Source organism: Chryseobacterium lactis (assembly GCF_003815875.1).
Lineage (GTDB): Bacteria > Bacteroidota > Bacteroidia > Flavobacteriales > Weeksellaceae > Chryseobacterium > Chryseobacterium lactis.
The window spans coordinates 5,491,444-5,508,774 of sequence record NZ_CP033924.1 but is presented as its reverse complement, the minus strand read 5'-3'; the positions used below and the strand labels follow the sequence as shown (position 1 = coordinate 5,508,774).

18 protein-coding genes are annotated in these 17,331 nt (G+C 36.8%); 4 read left to right on the top strand and 14 right to left on the bottom strand.

What is annotated here, in order from left to right; all coding sequences use genetic code 11:
- Nucleotides 1–48: 48 nt before the first annotated feature.
- Together EG342_RS24575 and EG342_RS24570 are read right to left on the bottom strand one after the other, a co-directional pair.
- Nucleotides 49–840, bottom strand: a complete 792-nt coding sequence (locus EG342_RS24575; protein WP_103293777.1) for a helix-turn-helix domain-containing protein — start codon at nt 838–840, stop codon at nt 49–51.
- 69 nt (nt 841–909) lie between these two features.
- On the bottom strand, nt 910–1,482 hold the full coding sequence (locus EG342_RS24570) for a hypothetical protein (protein WP_103293776.1): 573 nt from the start codon (nt 1,480–1,482) through the stop codon (nt 910–912).
- Between the two features lie 95 nt (nt 1,483–1,577).
- Between EG342_RS24570 and EG342_RS24565 the strand changes: the two genes are divergently transcribed.
- Nucleotides 1,578–2,090, top strand: coding sequence for a thioredoxin family protein (locus EG342_RS24565; protein WP_103293775.1), 513 nt, complete (start codon nt 1,578–1,580; stop codon nt 2,088–2,090).
- Between the two features lie 84 nt (nt 2,091–2,174).
- Here the strand turns inward: EG342_RS24565 and EG342_RS24560 are convergent, their stop codons facing one another.
- The 5 genes from EG342_RS24560 to EG342_RS25320 form a co-directional block, all read right to left on the bottom strand.
- Nucleotides 2,175–2,768, bottom strand: a complete 594-nt coding sequence (locus EG342_RS24560) for a hypothetical protein (RefSeq protein ID WP_103293774.1) — start codon at nt 2,766–2,768, stop codon at nt 2,175–2,177.
- A 232-nt stretch (nt 2,769–3,000) separates the two neighbouring features.
- The gene (locus tag EG342_RS24555) at nt 3,001–3,396 is read right to left on the bottom strand and encodes a DUF7674 family protein (RefSeq protein WP_103293773.1); all 396 of its coding nucleotides are present in this window, start codon (nt 3,394–3,396) and stop codon (nt 3,001–3,003) included.
- Between the two features lie 51 nt (nt 3,397–3,447).
- Complete coding sequence (locus EG342_RS25660) at nt 3,448–3,579, bottom strand: hypothetical protein (protein ID WP_260232379.1); 132 nt, start codon at nt 3,577–3,579, stop codon at nt 3,448–3,450.
- Between the two features lie 82 nt (nt 3,580–3,661).
- The gene (locus tag EG342_RS24550) at nt 3,662–4,018 is read right to left on the bottom strand and encodes a DUF7674 family protein (RefSeq protein WP_103293772.1); all 357 of its coding nucleotides are present in this window, start codon (nt 4,016–4,018) and stop codon (nt 3,662–3,664) included.
- Between the two features lie 11 nt (nt 4,019–4,029).
- Nucleotides 4,030–4,194, bottom strand: coding sequence for a hypothetical protein (locus EG342_RS25320; RefSeq protein ID WP_164465231.1), 165 nt, complete (start codon nt 4,192–4,194; stop codon nt 4,030–4,032).
- Between the two features lie 412 nt (nt 4,195–4,606).
- On the opposite strand from EG342_RS25320, the gene EG342_RS24545 reads away from it, so the two are divergent.
- Together EG342_RS24545 and EG342_RS24540 are read left to right on the top strand one after the other, a co-directional pair.
- The gene (locus EG342_RS24545; RefSeq protein ID WP_103293771.1) at nt 4,607–5,620 is read left to right on the top strand and encodes a nucleoid-associated protein; all 1,014 of its coding nucleotides are present in this window, start codon (nt 4,607–4,609) and stop codon (nt 5,618–5,620) included.
- Nucleotides 5,621–5,681: 61 nt separating this feature from the next.
- A complete protein-coding gene (locus tag EG342_RS24540) occupies nt 5,682–6,644 on the top strand; it encodes a hypothetical protein (RefSeq protein ID WP_103293770.1) in 963 nt (320 codons plus the stop codon).
- Between the two features lie 16 nt (nt 6,645–6,660).
- On the opposite strand, the gene EG342_RS24535 is transcribed toward EG342_RS24540, so the two are convergent.
- The 7 genes from EG342_RS24535 to EG342_RS24505 all read right to left on the bottom strand — a co-directional run bounded on the left by EG342_RS24535 (nt 6,661) and on the right by EG342_RS24505 (nt 14,735).
- Complete coding sequence (locus EG342_RS24535; protein ID WP_103293769.1) at nt 6,661–7,431, bottom strand: cyclase family protein; 771 nt, start codon at nt 7,429–7,431, stop codon at nt 6,661–6,663.
- A 113-nt stretch (nt 7,432–7,544) separates the two neighbouring features.
- A complete protein-coding gene (locus EG342_RS24530) occupies nt 7,545–8,294 on the bottom strand; it encodes a succinate dehydrogenase/fumarate reductase iron-sulfur subunit (RefSeq protein ID WP_103293768.1) in 750 nt (249 codons plus the stop codon).
- Nucleotides 8,295–8,307: 13 nt separating this feature from the next.
- A complete protein-coding gene (locus EG342_RS24525; protein WP_103293767.1) occupies nt 8,308–10,224 on the bottom strand; it encodes a fumarate reductase/succinate dehydrogenase flavoprotein subunit in 1,917 nt (638 codons plus the stop codon).
- A gap of 11 nt (nt 10,225–10,235) precedes the next feature.
- Nucleotides 10,236–10,892, bottom strand: coding sequence for a succinate dehydrogenase cytochrome b subunit (locus EG342_RS24520; RefSeq protein WP_103293766.1), 657 nt, complete (start codon nt 10,890–10,892; stop codon nt 10,236–10,238).
- Nucleotides 10,893–10,909: 17 nt separating this feature from the next.
- Entirely contained in the window at nt 10,910–12,340 is a 1,431-nt protein-coding gene (locus tag EG342_RS24515) for an anion permease (RefSeq protein ID WP_103293765.1), read from the bottom strand.
- A gap of 20 nt (nt 12,341–12,360) precedes the next feature.
- A complete protein-coding gene (locus tag EG342_RS24510) occupies nt 12,361–13,527 on the bottom strand; it encodes a porin (RefSeq protein WP_103293891.1) in 1,167 nt (388 codons plus the stop codon).
- Between the two features lie 158 nt (nt 13,528–13,685).
- Entirely contained in the window at nt 13,686–14,735 is a 1,050-nt protein-coding gene (locus tag EG342_RS24505) for a linear amide C-N hydrolase (protein ID WP_103293764.1), read from the bottom strand.
- A gap of 379 nt (nt 14,736–15,114) precedes the next feature.
- On the opposite strand from EG342_RS24505, the gene EG342_RS24500 reads away from it, so the two are divergent.
- A complete protein-coding gene (locus tag EG342_RS24500) occupies nt 15,115–17,313 on the top strand; it encodes an ATP-binding protein (protein ID WP_103293763.1) in 2,199 nt (732 codons plus the stop codon).
- The last annotated feature ends 18 nt before the right edge of the window (nt 17,314–17,331 follow it).

Genomic DNA, 17,331 nt, shown 5'->3' with positions numbered 1-17,331 from the left:
TGATAGAAGTTAAAATCAGGAAAAATCTTGTTCTGATACAAGCTCCGCCTATACCTTCCTTAGCGTCTTTTGGTAATCTTTGGGAGAAAGTGAAGTATGCTTTTTGAAAAAATTTGAAAAATAAAAGGGATCGTTGAAACCAAGCTGGTAGGCAATTTCTTTGACGGTTAATTTCTCATAAAGAAGCAACCTTTTTGCTTCAGAGACGATCAGACTATAGATAACATTCTGTGCCGTTTTATTGGTGTGAAGTTTAGAAACTTCATTCAGTTTGGCTTCGGTAGTGCTCAATATATCTGCAAATCGGGATACAGGGAAATTTTCTGTGAAGTGATGGCGGATACTTTCCAGAAATTTTAAAAATAAAGCGTCAGGTTTCCAGATTTCATCGCCGTTTGCAATTTTGCTGCGATTGATTTCTATTAATAATAATGAAACCAGAGAATGGGTTGAAATCAGGTATTGATAAGGTTTTTCATCGATCTCCTTTTCAATCAGGCTGAGTGTTTCAGAAAAGAAGGAAGCATTTTGAACGGTGATCTTCTCGTTCATCCCAAAATGGCAGAAGAGTCCGTTGTGGAAAATCAATTCAATATCACTGTCGCTTTTACTGAAAAAATCCAGGGTAAATTCCAGTGCGGTCAACTCACCGTCTACACTGATCAATTGGTGAAATTGTCCTGAAGTGATGGTCACCGTTTGATGAGCGTTCATGATAAAAATATTTTCATCAATCAGAATTTCGGCATTTCCGGAATGGCACCAAAAAAGAGTATATTTTATTACCCGTCGTGGTTCGGAATGGCCTGTTTCGTTTGAATATCTCTTTATTTCAATCATATTTTTTGGACAGTATATATCAAATATTGATTTGAATTTATAAGTGGTAAGTTACAAAAGATCTGATAACTAATTTTGAAATTTAGTATCTATTTCATCCATCTGTTTTACTGCATAAGTGATACTTTTAACTGTAATTCCACTATATCCCAGATCTTTAATTTGTTGTAATTGTATTTTAATAATAGGATCTGAAGATTTCTTTTTCGCCAGTAAAACATTTTTAAAGGAAATAATCTCTTTGGTAAAATATACTTCATCTTTCATAAATTCTGCAATATTTTTGTGATCACCTAAGCATCCCTTTGTATACTTAATGATCCTGGGATTTTGAGAATAAAATGTGTAGATATCAAAAAATCTTTTATCATTCCTTTTCCATAATTCCTCAGCTGAATAAACTCTTAAGGCATTACTTCCATTCTTCGCAAAATAATATAGTTCATCATTACTTGCAACTTTTGCTAATTGTCTGAATTGATTATAAATTTCACTTTCTTCTCCACCGACTCCAATACGAGATGATTCTGCATAAGAAATACTATCTAAAGGTTTTGCCAATTCTTTTACTTTGTCAGAAAGTTGAGCGTTGAACCATAAGAAATTAACTGTTAATAATAGGCTGGAAAGAGGTTTAAACATGATCGGGTTATTGCTGATTTAAAAGTAATTAAAATATCCTAATGATTGTATTTCTTTCTAAATGTCTACATTCGTATAAAATAAAAAAGATTCGAATGAAATATTCCAGAATTATTGTCGTGGCTGCTTTATTGTTTTTTCAATTAAGTCTGGCACAGGAAAAAGCAAGTGTGGTACTCAACAAGGCTCTTACAGAAGCGAAAACAAGCAAGAAAAATGTCTTATTGGTATTTCATGCTTCATGGTGCAAATGGTGTAAAATGATGGAAAAGAATATGGATCTTCCGGAGACCAAACCTATTTTCAATAAAAGATTTGTTACTGCCTATGTAGATGTTCAGGAAAGAGGTGAAAAGAAAAGTCTTGAAAATCCGGGCGGACAGGAATTGATGAATAAATACAAGGGTGAAAATGCCGGACTACCTTTCTGGTTGGTTCTTAATCCTAAAGGTGAGGTGCTTGCAGATTCTTTTAATGCTAAGGGCGAAAATTTAGGTTCACCGGCTACTTCAGAAGAAGTTTCTGCTTTCATTGCAAAACTTGGAAAAGCTTCTAAGCTCAATAAAGAAGAAAGTGCAACCATTCAAAAAGTATTTATGAAGAAATAAAACTTCCCAGTAATAAAAACAAATCCCCGAAGATCTATTTTCCGGGGATTTGTTTTTATTTGAATATTAGTGTCAAAAATGAACCTACAAGGCCTTATAATAATACTCAATATTACTCCATAAAACCTGATCTTCTGATTTCGTCATTTCTGAAGGAGTCTTAAAAACCTTTCCAAAAATGTTTTCTGGTTTTGTGGTTCCAAATAGCGTAGTTTGGGTAATCAATAACCCGTCGTTATCCTCTCTGGGTACCCTTTTTATATATTGGAACGTTCTTTTTAAAGTAAAAGAAGCTTCGTTTTTATTAAAATTACCTATATAGCTAGGTTTATTGCTGCCATTTTCATTGATGAAGACAGAATCATTGGACATTTTAAAATTATAGGTAAAGTCGGTAGTAGATTCTGCGACCAACTGAATAGAATTATTTTGCAAATCCAGGTTTATTTTCATCCATGCAGGCTCTTGGTATAAAGGCCAGTATGTATTCAGGAGAGATTCATCAGGATTTGATTTTTGAGTGCCTTTGTAAAGGACTGTATTGGTAACATGGTAATTTTTAAACTCGAAATGATAAGCTTTTTTATCTACGGGTCTGGGGTCATCAATCGTATTGTCATTATTCCCGCATGAGATGAATGATAGTAATGCCAGGGCGGCATACAAAGAGTATTTCATTGGTTTTTTTACAAAAATAGGGCTTTTGTGTGTATTGACGAAATCGGGGCAGGAGAAAAGAGCATAGAAGCTGAGAAAACAAAAGGGCAAATTCGCACACTTGCAAATTTGCCCTTTTCACTATAATTATTTTTTGGCGTTCTGGCAAAAGTCATTCAATAAATCAAGCTTTTGAGAGCTTTAAATATATTGCCTTATTGCATCTTGCCTTTTTATCCTTTGCTTCTTTGTCTTATTTCCCAAAATACATCTGATCCTGCTTTTGCTGGTCGTTATAAATAATCTGGAAGCTTACAGGCATATACTGATACAAGAGTTTCCAATGCTGGATCTTAGCATGCTTTTTAAAGCTTTCAAAAGATCTTACAAAAATATTTTCAATCATTGTTCTTACATAAGAATTTCCATTCGTATAGAGTGCATCCATTAATTTAATGTGATGGGCAATGATGTTGATCTTTGCTTCCTGCAGCAGCCCTTTCAGATAATTAACGGTAGCCTGCATGATTCCTGCAAAATTATCCTGAACAGATAACTGTGTGATTTCATTGCGAAGTCTAGGATAGAAAAATTTTAAGTATTCAACAGCTATTTTTTGATTAATAGTTTGCATTTGTACTTTCATCATAATTAAGAATTTTTCAAACACTTTTTATTGCAGCGAAATGTATACCAAAATTTAAAGACAGGCTGCAAAAATAAACACCCCTACAATCACTGCGATGTGAGTGAGTAATATCTCTGTATTGTGCTTGGTAGTGGTGTTTTTCCAGGTTTTCCAGTCTGAAATTCTTCTGATTTTATTTTTCATAATCCATTGATTGTGAGTTATTTTTAATTTTGTTTAATTTAAACACTTTGTAATGAAACAGGTAAATAATGTAACAAAGACTTTATATGCCATGACTGTAAATTTGTCTCGAATAGGTCGTCTGAAGAGTAGGGGAAATGTGACTAAATATCAGTTTTTTGTATTCTTCACTGCAAAATGCTGTACAATTGTCCAGAGAATAGATAAATGTAGTCTCAATTGCATTTTTTAACATGACATCTCCGTTCGTGTAAATTTTGTCCATTTTTTGTAAACTCTTAAACAACAGATTTCTGTCATTCTGGCGGATCATATTTTTTATACATCCTGTAAATGTCCGGATGATGTTATAAGAGTTTTGAATTTTAATTTCTTTCACTTCATTTTCAAAATCGGGAACCACGTCTGTGATTTCCTGTACGGCTTGTAAATAGTTCATCGTATTATATTTTAAATGTGGTTGATTTCCAGTACTTTCATGAGAGCTCCAAAGATGAAAACAATCAAAAAAGCAAAGAAGAGCATATGGTAAGGCTTTAGCCATGAAGGCGTTTTCGGTCCTCTGCTTTTTAATCTTCTTAATTTATCTATTCTGTTTAAAGTCTTTAAGTCCATTTTCTATGTTTTCAAATCATGATGCCAATGGTGTACCTTTGAATGTGGATTCTGTTTAATGTGTTTATATTTAAATAGTTATGGTTTTGTGATTTAATTTTTTGAGTAAAAAAGCATGTCAAAATGATAAGGAGTTTATCAAATTGGGAGAGGATGGTTTAATAAACCTGCTATATTTAGATTCCTTCGGAATGACAAAAAGAAGTTGATATCACCAAATAATATGATGCATAGAAACATTGTCATTCCGCAGGAATCTAGCCTAATAAACATTCTAAATTGAACTAAAATATTTTTAAATAAAAACTTTTATGGTTTAAAAGTTTGATACAATCCGGAACAAAATCGATCCCATTTTAAGTTTCGTGTAAAGGATAGAATGAATATCTTTGCAGTCCAAATATTCAGAAAAATGTTTTCAAAAATTATAGTACACAGAGTCGGAAATAAGATCAATGGAGATACCTTAACGCTTTCCCAGGAGGAATTGAAGCTGGAGGAAGGAATGGCAGAATTGCTTGAGGATTATTTTTTAGGATCATTCAAGTCAGAAGAAACTTTTCATTTTTACAGTGACACCTATCTGGTAAATAACCCGGTTTACAGTGCTGTATCTGAAATTTTTGATGATAAGTCCAAATTTATATGGGAATCTGAAAATATTGCAAAGCACTTATTCGAAGCAGCAGAAAACCCTAGAGTTCAAAGTGGAGAGTTGTTCATCGTACTTTTTGAAGATGAAAGCGATCGCCCGAACAAAGTAGATAAAATCGGTATTTTTAAAACTGAGAAAAGAGAATCTTTCCTTAAAATAAATCCTGCCGAAGAAACATTTGATATTGAAAAAGATCAGGGAATCGGATTATCTAAAATCGATAAAGCTGCTTTAATCTACAATAATGATAAAGAAACCGGGTATGTACTTTCCGTAGTGGATAACAACAAAAACGGTGATATGTATTACTGGTTTGAAGATTTCCTGAAAGTAAAACAACGTGACGATGAATATTTCCACACGCAAGAAGCTTTAATGGTTTACAAAGACTATATCACCAAACAGCTTCCACAGGAATTTGAAGTATCCAAAGCAGACCAGGCAGATTTTTTAAATAAATCTATTAATTTCTTTAAAGAAAAGGAAGAATTCAAACTGGATGATTTTGCCAAAGAAGTGTTGGGAGATGAGCATGTGATTGAAAGCTTCGTTAATTTCAAAACCGATTATGAACAGGATATGCAGGTAAATATTGCCGAAGAATTCCCGATCAGTGAAGCGGCGGTAAAGAAAACCCAGAGACATTTTAAAAGTATCATTAAACTTGATAAAAATTTTCACATTTACATCCACGGTGACCGACAAAAAATTGAAACCGGAGAAGATGACAAAGGAAAATACTATAGATTATACTTCGAAAAAGAAGTATAGGAAATAAACTTCCGGTAAATAATAATATCATAACTTTATCAAGCACTGCAAAATAACAGTTATGAAATTTATGATCATTTTCTGGACACTTTATATGCTGGTTTTCTGCATACCGTTTCCTATTTTCTTGTATGTGATGATCGAAGACATAAGTACAGAACCGAGAAATTCATTAGCCATCAGCTATGTCTATCTCGGTTTTTCTATTCTTATCTGGTTGTATGTTCTTTTTTTTATGATCAATAACCTTCTGGTGAAAACGTTTAAAGAGAAGAATGCCATCAGTAATATCATGCAAAACGGAATTCCCAGAGATGCAGAAATTACGAATTATAAGCTGGTAAAATACAGTCCGAAGACCAAGACCAATATGATTCATATTACTTTTTCTTTTCGGAATCTCAAAAATACCCTGATCCAACAGGAAATGATGTTTTATGATACAAAACCGCAGGAGAAAAGATTTGATGCCGGTAACACTATCAAAGTCCTTTTGAATCCTTCCCCATCAAAGGAACCTCATTATATTTTGAGTGGGAGCCAGACTAAATTTAAAGTCAATAATTTGTTGGTAAGAGTTTTGTTTATTGCTTTTCTGATTGCTTATGTGATCGGACTTTACGGGTATTTTTATATAAGAGAATCTTTTGATTTCGGATGGAGATTTCTGACGTTTATGCATCCCATTATTTTCAGTGGTATCATGTTTTTTTTAACGATACTGATCGTTAATTATATTGTAGGAAAGTTTGTGAAAAATAAAAAAGACGAATATATCTTATTCGCCGGAAGAAATACAAAAGCTACGATTATCAGTGTAAGCCAAACGGGACTGACTGTTAATGACCAACCTCAGATCATGTTTCAGGTGAGTTTTAAAGATTTTAGAGGGAATGAACACATCGCCGTCTATAAAAAGATTATCAGTCTTTTACACCTTTCCTCCGTTCCCAAAAATGGAAGTATAGAGGTTTTATATGATGAGAATGATCCTAAGAAGATTATGATTCCTAAGATTTTTTAATTTGATTTCTCTTTCGCTAGTCCATAATGGCTACAACTCTCGCCGGAGCTGCAGAACCACCCACAATTTTTAGAGGAAATACACAGATCTTAAATCCTGAAGGAGGCAGGGCACTGAGATTGGTAAGCTGTTCTATATGCAGATACTCTTTTTCAATTCCTACACGATGACCTTCCCAGAAATATTCCGGATCATTAAGCTCTTTGGCTTTTTTTGCCATATATTTTAAGGGAAGATCCCATCCCCATTGATCTATTCCCATTACTTTTACCCCTTGGTCAATCAGCCATTCTGTAGCTTCCCGGCTCATTCCTGTTCCTTTTTCTACAAAATCAGGCGTTCCCATCAATCGGTCACGATCCGTTCTGATCAGGACAATATTTCCTTGCTGAATGGTAATTCCATTTTTATCAAGATCCTTTTTCAGATCATCAACGGTAATGGCTACAAAATCTTCTTTGTGGGTGCAGTCGATTACAATTCCGTTTCCATAGCACCATTCCAATGGAATCTGGTCAATTGTTTTCGCCGGTTTTCCTTCTACTACAGGACCATAATGCCATGGTGCATCAATATGAGTGGTGGCATGCAGTCCCATATTTTTAATGGTGTCATCTGCCCATCCTATCCAGTTTTTGGGAAAAAGTCTGAAAGGAAGATTCAACGCCAAGCGGATCAGCCAATGTGATTTTTTATGAGGCTTATGCTTAATTTTAACCCTCATAAACCAGGGATCACCTGCATTATATTGAATGGGTTTGGATAAATCGATAATTGGTGTTTTCATAAGACAAAGGAAGGGAAAATGGGATTAAAAACAAAAAGGAACAATTGAAAAAGGGCAAATCCGCTTATCTGCAAATCTGCCCTTTTCTCAATACTTATAAGCTGGGAATTCTTTTATTTTTTGTTAAAAAACAAAGCTCTGTTGTATTCAAAATTCATTCTGGCAATATTCAGTACTGAAATTCCTTGCGGGCATTCTACCTCACAAGCTTCCGTGTTGGAGCAATGTCCGAATAATTCAGTGTCCATTTGAGCCACCATATCCATTACCCGTTTACTTCTTTCCTCCTTACCTTGAGGAAGTATAGCCATATGAGTGATTTTTGCAGAAGTAAATAATGCGGCACTTCCATTTTTACAGGTAGCAACACAAGCTCCGCATCCGATACACGCTGCAGAATCAAAAGCTTCTTCTGCAGTCTGGTGAGTGATGGGAATTGCCGTAGCATCGGGAGCCTGACCGGTATTCACAGATACAAATCCTCCTGATGAAATAATCCGGTCAAAAGCAGAACGATCGACTTTTAAATCCTTTTTTACAGGAAAAGCTTCCGCTCTGAAAGGTTCTATCAAAATAGTCTCACCATCCTTGAAAGATCGCAGGTGAAGCTGGCAGGTTGTTGTATGTTTTAAAGGACCATGCGCAATACCGTTAATCATCATTCCGCACTGTCCACAGATTCCTTCACGGCAGTCGTGGTCGAATTCTACGGGTTCATCGCCTTCTGTGATGAGTTTTTCATTTAAAGTATCCAGCATTTCAAGGAAAGACATATGGGAATTCAATCCTTTCAGATCATAATCTACCAGTTTCCCTTCGCCTTTTCTATCTTTCTGTCTCCATATCTTAAGATGTAAATCCATAATTTTTGTTTTTCTATTTATAACTTCTTACCGTTGGCTGAATTTCTTCAAAGATCAGTGGTTCCTTAATCAGTTCAGGCCCGCCATTCTTGCCTGTCCATGCCCATGCAGAAATGAATTGATAGTCCTCATCATTTCTCATCGCTTCACCATCCGGTGTCTGGAATTCTTCCCGGAAATGAGCACCACAGGACTCATTGCGGGTTAAGGCATCGTAGCACATCAGTTCACCGATTTCAAAATAATCGGCAACACGGCCGGCTTTTTCCAATTCCGTATTCATTTTATCTCCTTGTCCAGAAATTCGGACATCCTTATAAAATTCCTGTTTCAGTTTCCTGATTTCCTGGATAGCATATTTCAGTCCCTCTTCATTTCTTGCCAGTCCACAATAGTCATAGAGCAGTTTTCCTAACGTTTTATGAAAATGATCAACAGTCTTAGTTCCTTTGATATTGATTAAATCCTGGATCTGATTTTTAACAGTATTTTCAGCCTGTTCAAATTCCGGAGTATCCGATGAAATTTTTCCGGTGTGAATTTCATCCGCCAGATAATTGGCAATAGTATATGGAGCAATAAAATAACCATCTACGGAGGCTTGTAGCAATGAATTGGCTCCCAGTCTGTTGGCTCCATGATCGGCAAAATTGGCTTCTCCTAATGCAAATAATCCCGGAACGGTGGTCATCAATTCATAATCTACCCAAAGTCCTCCCATAGAAAAGTGGGCAGAAGGAGAGATCATCATCGGTTCATTATAAGCATCATATCCTGTAATTTTAAGATACATGTCAAATAAATTTCCATATTTTTCCTTGATTTTATCTTTTCCCTGCTCTTTGATCGCTTTGGAAAAATCAAGATAAACCGCATTTTTGAGAGGACCAATTCCAAATCCGGCATCAATTCTTTCTTTTGCTGCACGGGAAGAAATATCTCTTGGAGCCAAATTTCCAAATGCTGGATATCTTCTTTCCAGATAGTAGTCTCTTTCGTTTTCCGGAATGTCGTTGGGTGCTCTGTTTTCGTTTTGTTGTAAAGGAACCCAGATTCTTCCGTCATTACGCAATGACTCGGACATCAAGGTTAATTTGGATTGATAATCTCCGGATTGAGGAAGGGAAGTAGGGTGCACCTGAATCCAGCTTGGAGAAGCCATTAACGCCCCTTTTTTATGGGCTCTCCAGATTGCGGAACCATTACAACCCATCGCTAAGGTGGAAAGGTAATAGATCTTTCCATAGCCACCGGTCGCCAATACTACAGCATGTGCGGCATGTCTTTCAATTTCTCCTGTGTCCAGATTTCTTACAATAATTCCCCTTGCCTTGCCGTCAATAACAACCAGATCAAGCATTTCGTGTCTTGAAAACAGCTGTACAGAACCTTTTCCAACCTGTCTCATCAAGGCCTGATAAGCACCAAGGAGTAGCTGTTGTCCGGTTTGACCCCTCGCATAAAAAGTCCGGCTTACCTGAACTCCCCCGAATGAACGGTTATTGAGATATCCTCCATATTCACGTCCAAAAGGTACTCCCTGAGCGACTGATTGATCGATGAGGTTTAAAGAACATTCAGCCATTCGGTAAACATTTGCTTCACGGGCTCTGAAATCTCCTCCCTTCAAGGTGTCTACAAACATTCTGTAAACGCTGTCGCCATCATTTTTATAATTTTTGGCAGCATTTACTCCTCCTTGTGCAGCTACAGAGTGTGCTCTTCGTGGACTGTCCTGGAAACAAAATGATTTAACATTATATCCCATTTCTCCCAATGAAGCCGCAATAGAACTTCCTGCGAGGCCTGTTCCTACGACAATCACATCCAGCTTTTTACGATTGGCAGGATTCACGAGTTTGGCTTTCTTTTTATAATACGCCCATTTATGCTCTAACGGGCCTTGTGGTATTTTTGAATTTAAAATCATGATTGTTCTGTTTAATGATAAGTAAAGAATACATAAACCGGCATCAGGGCAAAACCTAAGCTGATAATGATAGAGTAGGCTGTTCCAATGATTTTAACCCATTTCACGAACTTAGGATGGTATAATCCAAGAGTTCTTACGGAACTGTATAATCCGTGAATCAGGTGGTAGCATAACGCAATCATCGATATAATATAAATGAGAACGTACCACCATTCTTTGAAGACAGTTACTACCAGAATGTATAAATCTTTATTTCCATTCTCATCCAAAGGCGGATTCCCGAATTTGTAGATATACCAGAAATTCTGAAAGTGAATCACAAGGAAAATAAGAATCAATGTTCCAAGAATTCCCATATTTCTGGAAGCCCATTGGCTGGCTCTTCCACGTTTATCAGACTGGTAACTTCCTCCTGTTTTTTTGTTTTTTAACGTAATGATCAGGCCATCTACAGCATGCAGGATAATACTGGCATACAAGACATAAGACACTATTTTGATAATGATATTTCCTGATAAAAAATGAGAATACGCGTTGAACTGAAGATGTGCCTGTTCCTGTGGCAGAAACAACTGGAGGTTTCCCAGAAAATGAATCAGAAGGAAGAATCCCAGAAAAAGTCCCGTAAGACACATCAGCATTTTTCTTGACAATGTTGATAACATAGAGTTGATTTAAATAATTAATAATATCCTAAAACTTTCATCCATAATCCTCCGACAACCATGTAGATTATTAATAATACAATCCCGATCTCAAGACCTCTCAGCCACCAGATTTTCAGATCGACATATCCGCTTCCGAAGAATACCGGTGCCGGACCGTGGCCGTAATGAGTAAGTACTCCATAAATTGAACCCATGAAACCCAGCATCATTGCCAGCAACATAGGAGGAATTCCCAAGGAAACCCCTACACCCAATAAAGCGGCGTACATTGCGGCAACGTGAGCGGTAGCACTTGCAAAAATATAGTGACTGAAGAAGTAAACGACAATGATAACAGGGAAGGCTACCTGCCAGCTCAGACCTCCGATTTGTATTTTGATCAGGTTACTGAACCAGCCAATGAATCCCAGCTCATTCAAAGAACTTGCCATCATCACCAGTACCGCAAACCAAACGATCGTATCCCATGCTCCTTTTTCACTTTTTACATCTTCCCAGGTTAACACGGATGTCAACAATAATAAAGTTAATCCGATGAAAGCAGTAGTCGTAGCATCGATAGAAAGGGCTCCACCAAATATCCAAAGGGCTAAAAGAATAAAGAATGCCAATAACATCAGCCATTCATTTCTGGAGATAGGACCCATTTCTTTCAGTTTTTGAGCAGCCATTTTAGGAGCATCACCGGTTTTTTTCAATTCCGGCGGATAGAGTTTATAAAGAACTAAAGGAACGACAAAGAAAGCTACTGCACCGGGAATAAACCCTGCCGCTGCCCAGGACATCCAGGTAATATCAATACCGAGGTTGGCCGCAAATTTCTGACACATCGGATTACTCGCTGTCCCAGTAAGGAACATGGATGAAGCGATGAGGTTCATATAATAACTGTTCAATGTTAAAAATGATCCCAGTTTTCTATGGGTTTCCGGTTTTTCCGGAACGGAATCAAAGCTGATGGCCATCGATTTCATGATAGGGTAGATAATTCCTCCACCTCTTGCCGTATTACTTGGAATAGCCGGTGCGAGACAAACGTCAGCAAGTCCTAATCCATACGCCAGCCCTAATGAACTTTTACCGAAAACCCTGATGAATAAAAACGCAATACGGTTTCCCAGCCCTGTTTTGATAAATCCTCTTGCTATAAAGAAGGAAATTCCGATCAGCCAGATGACTTTATCTCCAAATCCGGAAAGCGCTTTTGTAATTGATTTTCCGGCATCTCCCGGAGCAACAACCTGCGTTAATGCGGTAAAACCAATAGCCATCATACACATGGTGCCCATAGGAGCTGCTTTTAAGATAATTCCTAAAATGGTTGCTGCAAAGATGGCAAACAAATGCCAGGCATTCTCCGCAACGCCATCCGGAGCAGGAATGAACCATATAACTAATGCAACGGCAAATGTGATCGCTACATTTTTAATATTAATTTCTTTCATGATACTTTCTGTTTATTCTGTTAGAACCTACTCTGCACCTGCACAATGAATAGATTGTTGTTGTATTGTGATGTATTTTCTACCTGATGTTTGTAGCGGTCAAACTGGACCCCCAGCTGAATTCTTGCTCCGTAATTTTTCAGGAATTCCAGTCCGAACATTGGGGTAATGGTTTGTCTTGGATTGGAAGCCATTCTGAAATTGGTGTCAAGATATTCGTATCGGCAAGACAGTTCAAAAGCACTGAGGTTTTTATGGTTAATTTCATATCTCAGATTGGGCAGGAAATAGGCGCCACGTACCAGGTATTGATCTGGATTCGATGGCCTGATTTCCGGATCGATGGAGTTGTAAAGGATATGATTGGTAGCCTGCTTGGCTTCCAGTTGCATATCAAGACTCCATTTTGGATCAAACTTGATCAGAGAACTTAAATCAACTCCCACAGCGTATACTTTTTTGCTGAAGACTTCTCCGATACCACCATTCAGGCCAACGTTGAAATTGTATTTTTTTGAAAGTCCAAAAACCAACCTGGTAGAATATTGTTTGCCGTTATCATTGTCATTGATTTGATTTTTTCCATTTCCGTTCACTACAGAAACTGCATATTGGAAAGGAATTTCACCAAGTTGAAGTTGCCCTGTGGCAGACATTCCGATCTGGAAACTTGTCCAACCCAGTTTTCCGAATTCAGTATATTGATTGGACCAGTCCAGGGACTTGATAATGTCAATCGGGTAGGTTTCCTCAATACCAAACCATGGTCTGAACTGACCTACCGTAATGGCTAATTTCGGACTGAAAGAGTATTTTAGATAAGCATTTTCAAGAACTCTGCTTTTGGGATCATTTTTAAAATCCGCCAGGTTGGCCAAAACAACCACTTCTGTACGTTTGCTGATTTGTGCCCGTACCTGTACTCTCATGTACTTGAGCATAAAATTGTTGTCGGTACCGGAACCGTCAGCATGATGAACTCCGTTTACATCTACATCTTTAGACATTCCGACCAGATAACGAGCCTGGAAAAGGCCTTTGATCTGAAGTTGCGGATATTTTACATTGTCTTCTTCCTGTTGGGGTGCTTGGGTCTGAAGAGAATCCTGTATCTGTGCATGAGCTGATAACCAGCAGGTGAGAATGCAGAGTAGCAGGCTTCTCTTTTTGATTGAAAAAAAGGCCATATCTATTTTTGTTTTTTTATTGAGATTACTATTAACCATCTATCCATCCATCAGAGGGGAGTGGTCATCCATTCAACTACAATGAGGCATACTTAGATCCTTTCATCTGCTGGAGGCAGATTATTTTACTAAGTGTAAGCATCTTTTGTGGTAAATATTTATTTTAATCCTAAGAATGTAAACGGTGCGGATTCTTTAAAATCTGCGTTCGATTTACCATTATAAGTATGATTGTTGCTCAGGTCCAGTTTCATTACTTTTCCTTTAGAACTTAAATCGAAATCCTTAAGGTCAACCCAAAAAGTATTTGGGGTAAATACTGTTTCGAAATAATATACAAGGTTTTTTTGATCTGAAACAGAGCGCCATCTTGTAGAAGAAATATTGGGTTCTGTAGCTGAGGTAATTCCATAAGGGACAGAGCAGTTTCTGATGACACTGAATACACTGGCTACAGCTGTGCGGGTATCTGCCGTTTGAGGAATGGAATTAATATAGTAGGAAGCTCTTACGAACCGGTCTGCTGCACGGTTGGTTCCCGGAAGCATTACCGTTCCCGGAATTCCTTTCCAGTAGTTGTTAAGGGCCAATTGTTCTTCGAAAATAGGAGAATTGGTCATTACGGTATAAGACGGATCGTGGTGAATGACCAGTTTACCGTTGATATATTCAAATACGGCGTTGTCTCCTGATGCATCAGAAATGGAAAGGTGAACGGTTGTAAATCTTTCTGTTCCCGGAATATAATCGCTTACAACAACAAACGGTTCTTTTCGGGAAAATTCTACCGCTTCTTTTACGGTTGCAAAATTATCAAGAAAATACTGTGCCCATAATGAGATGGCAAGTCCCTTTTTACCTCCTTTAGGATCGAATTTCGGATATTGAGATTCTCCAAGCCACAGCAGGTTGGCAACCAATCCTTTTTCGTTCATTCCATCTGCTGAAGCGATGTCCCATGAAGAACTAATGAGGCTACCGTATTTAGAGGTCCATTTTACAGATTTCGGCCCGGTTTGTCCCGTACGGTCAATTCCTTTTGGGAAAACCCATAAGTTGGCGGGGATTTCATCACGCCAGTCCATAGATCGGGCGGTGATCACGGTGTTTTGAGGACCTTTGTAGACGACTCTTGTACAGGCTTCCGATGGATTCCATAATCCTACGGAGAGCATCAAAGAAAATAAAATTAATGGGAACTTTTTCATAATAGTATTATTTGAATTTAAAATTTATATTGAATTTATTGTGAATAATTCAATGTATTTGTCTTCATATTCATTATTTGGTGATATAAATTTAACAAAATTTGTTTAAAGAATACCATTATTCGGATTAATAATATGTAAATCATGTTATGAATCATGGTTAAATGATGAAAAACATAATTATTGGATTTTTTTTCGTATATTTTAGATAAATGCTATCAAAAAGCGGTAAAAAACATGAATGCTTTAATTTTTTTGGTTTTCATTTTTGGTAAAACATCGCTCAATCTGTCTTAAAAGCCATTCAATAATTAAAATACCACAAAATAGGAAGCTGTTCAAAAAAGCGGTATATTTGATTGATAGACTGAAGATAAATATGAATTTTGTAGAATGCCATGAAGAGCCCATCCATATTCCCGGGTATATACAAAGTTTTGGTTATTTGATTGGCATTGATGCGGAATCCCGTTCCATTACTTTTTTCAGCAGGAATATTTCGGATATTTTTAAAATCGATAGTGCAGAAAAACTTTTCGACAGGAAGCTTAGTGATTTTCCTGAAAGCTTTCAAAGTATTATTGATTCTGATATCTATACCTCTTTAGACCGGTTTACCAGACGAGACAATGAGACCTACTTTGATAAAATTTTTATTGAAGGAAAAGAGTATCATTTTTCTGTTTTTAAAAATGGAACTTCAATTTTTCTGGAATTTGAAGAAGTTTTGGTCAATCCCGATAAACGAATCTCCAATAAATATGATAATTTTTACATCATAGATAATGAAAAAGAACTCTGGAATCATCTGTTGGAAACCCTTTCAAGGGTTGTGAGCTATGACCGGATGATGGTTTATAAATTTATGATGGATGGATCCGGAAAAGTGATTGCGGAAAGGAAGAATGAGGATATGGAAAGCTTTTTGGGTCTCCATTATCCTGAGTCCGATATTCCTAAACAGGCTCGTGAGCTTTATCTTAAAAAAAGAAAAAGGATATTCAGCAATGTATATGCTGAGACGGTTCCGATTTTAAGCAAAAAAGAAAAAACAATTAATCTTACTTTTTCCGGTTCAAGAGGAATGTCGCCTGTTCATGGACAGTATCTCAAAAATTTTGGTGTTTCTTCTAGTTTCAGTGTCTCCATTATTATTGATGATCATTTGTGGGGATTAGTCACTTGCCAGAATATAGAACCCAAACATATTGACCTTGAAGACCGGGTGCAGGCCGGGATTTTTACAACTCTGGCTGCTAATGCCTATTCTTCATTTAAATCCAAAAGTGAATTAAATTACCGTCTGGAACTGAATGAAAAAATATCTCAGTTGAAAACGGAATTTTTGAAACACAACAATTTATTTGATTCTCTGATTGATAACAAAACTGAAATCAGAATTTTACCGGAAGCAGATGGTCTTGCTATTATTTCCGATGAAAATATTGTGACGGAAGGAATTACTCCAACTTTTGATTGTATTCATAAAATTGCAGAATGGGCGTTAGAGCATACCCAGGATCGCATTTATATCAACCGGAGCTTTCTTAAAGAGTATGGGAAAGAGTTGGGATTGTCTGACAATGCAGCAGGAATCGTCATCTATTTTATTGAAAGAGAGAAGAACGAATTGTTGATCTGGTTCAGAAAAGAATTTGATGAGCATATCAACTGGGCAGGAAATCCTGAAAAAAAGATTGGTGTATTTTCTCAAAATGGGGAAAATAAACAGATGGTATCTCCAAGAACGTCTTTCAGAATTTTTACAGAAAATATTAAAGGACATTCTAAAAGATGGAATTCCAGAAACAGTAGCGCTGTACAGGCTATCAGAGACCTGATTTTAGAAACATCCCATAAAAATTATAATGCAATCAAGAGGCTTAATGATGAGCTTAAAAAAGTGAACGAAGAGCTTGATAGTTTTTCATATACGATATCTCATGATCTGGGTACGCCTTTAACGGTTATGAAGCTGAATGCTCAAATGCTTTTGGGAAATCTTACGGATGGCTCAGACAAAAGCAAAACCAAGATCAATACGATCATTGAGGAAATTGACAATATGGCTGAAATGATGCAGGATGTTTTGCAGCTCAGCCGTGCCAAACACAGTGATCTGCAGCTTGAAAGCCTTAAGACGGCCCAAACAATTCAAAAGATTTCTGATAATGCAAAAATGACTTATGGAAGTCCGAATAGTCAAATTATTATCAAAGACTGCCCGGATGTACTGGCAGATAAGACCATGCTTCATCAGGTATTTTTAAATATTATCAATAATGCAGTAAAATATTCTTCCCACAAAGATCAGCCTAAAGTACAGATTGAAGGAACGGAAGATGGACAGACTATTATTTATAAAATTTCAGACAACGGAATTGGTATTCCTGAGGAAGAAAAACATAAAATGTTTAAGATTTTCAACAGAATGGATAATGCAAAAAAGTTTAAAGGAAACGGAATAGGCTTATCTATCGTCCATCGGATTATGAAAAGAATAGGTGGAAACGTGGATTATGAGAGTAATAAAGACGGTACTTCTTTCATTTTAACGTTCAAAAAGCCTTACATTTGAGAAACTTTTAAAACGTTA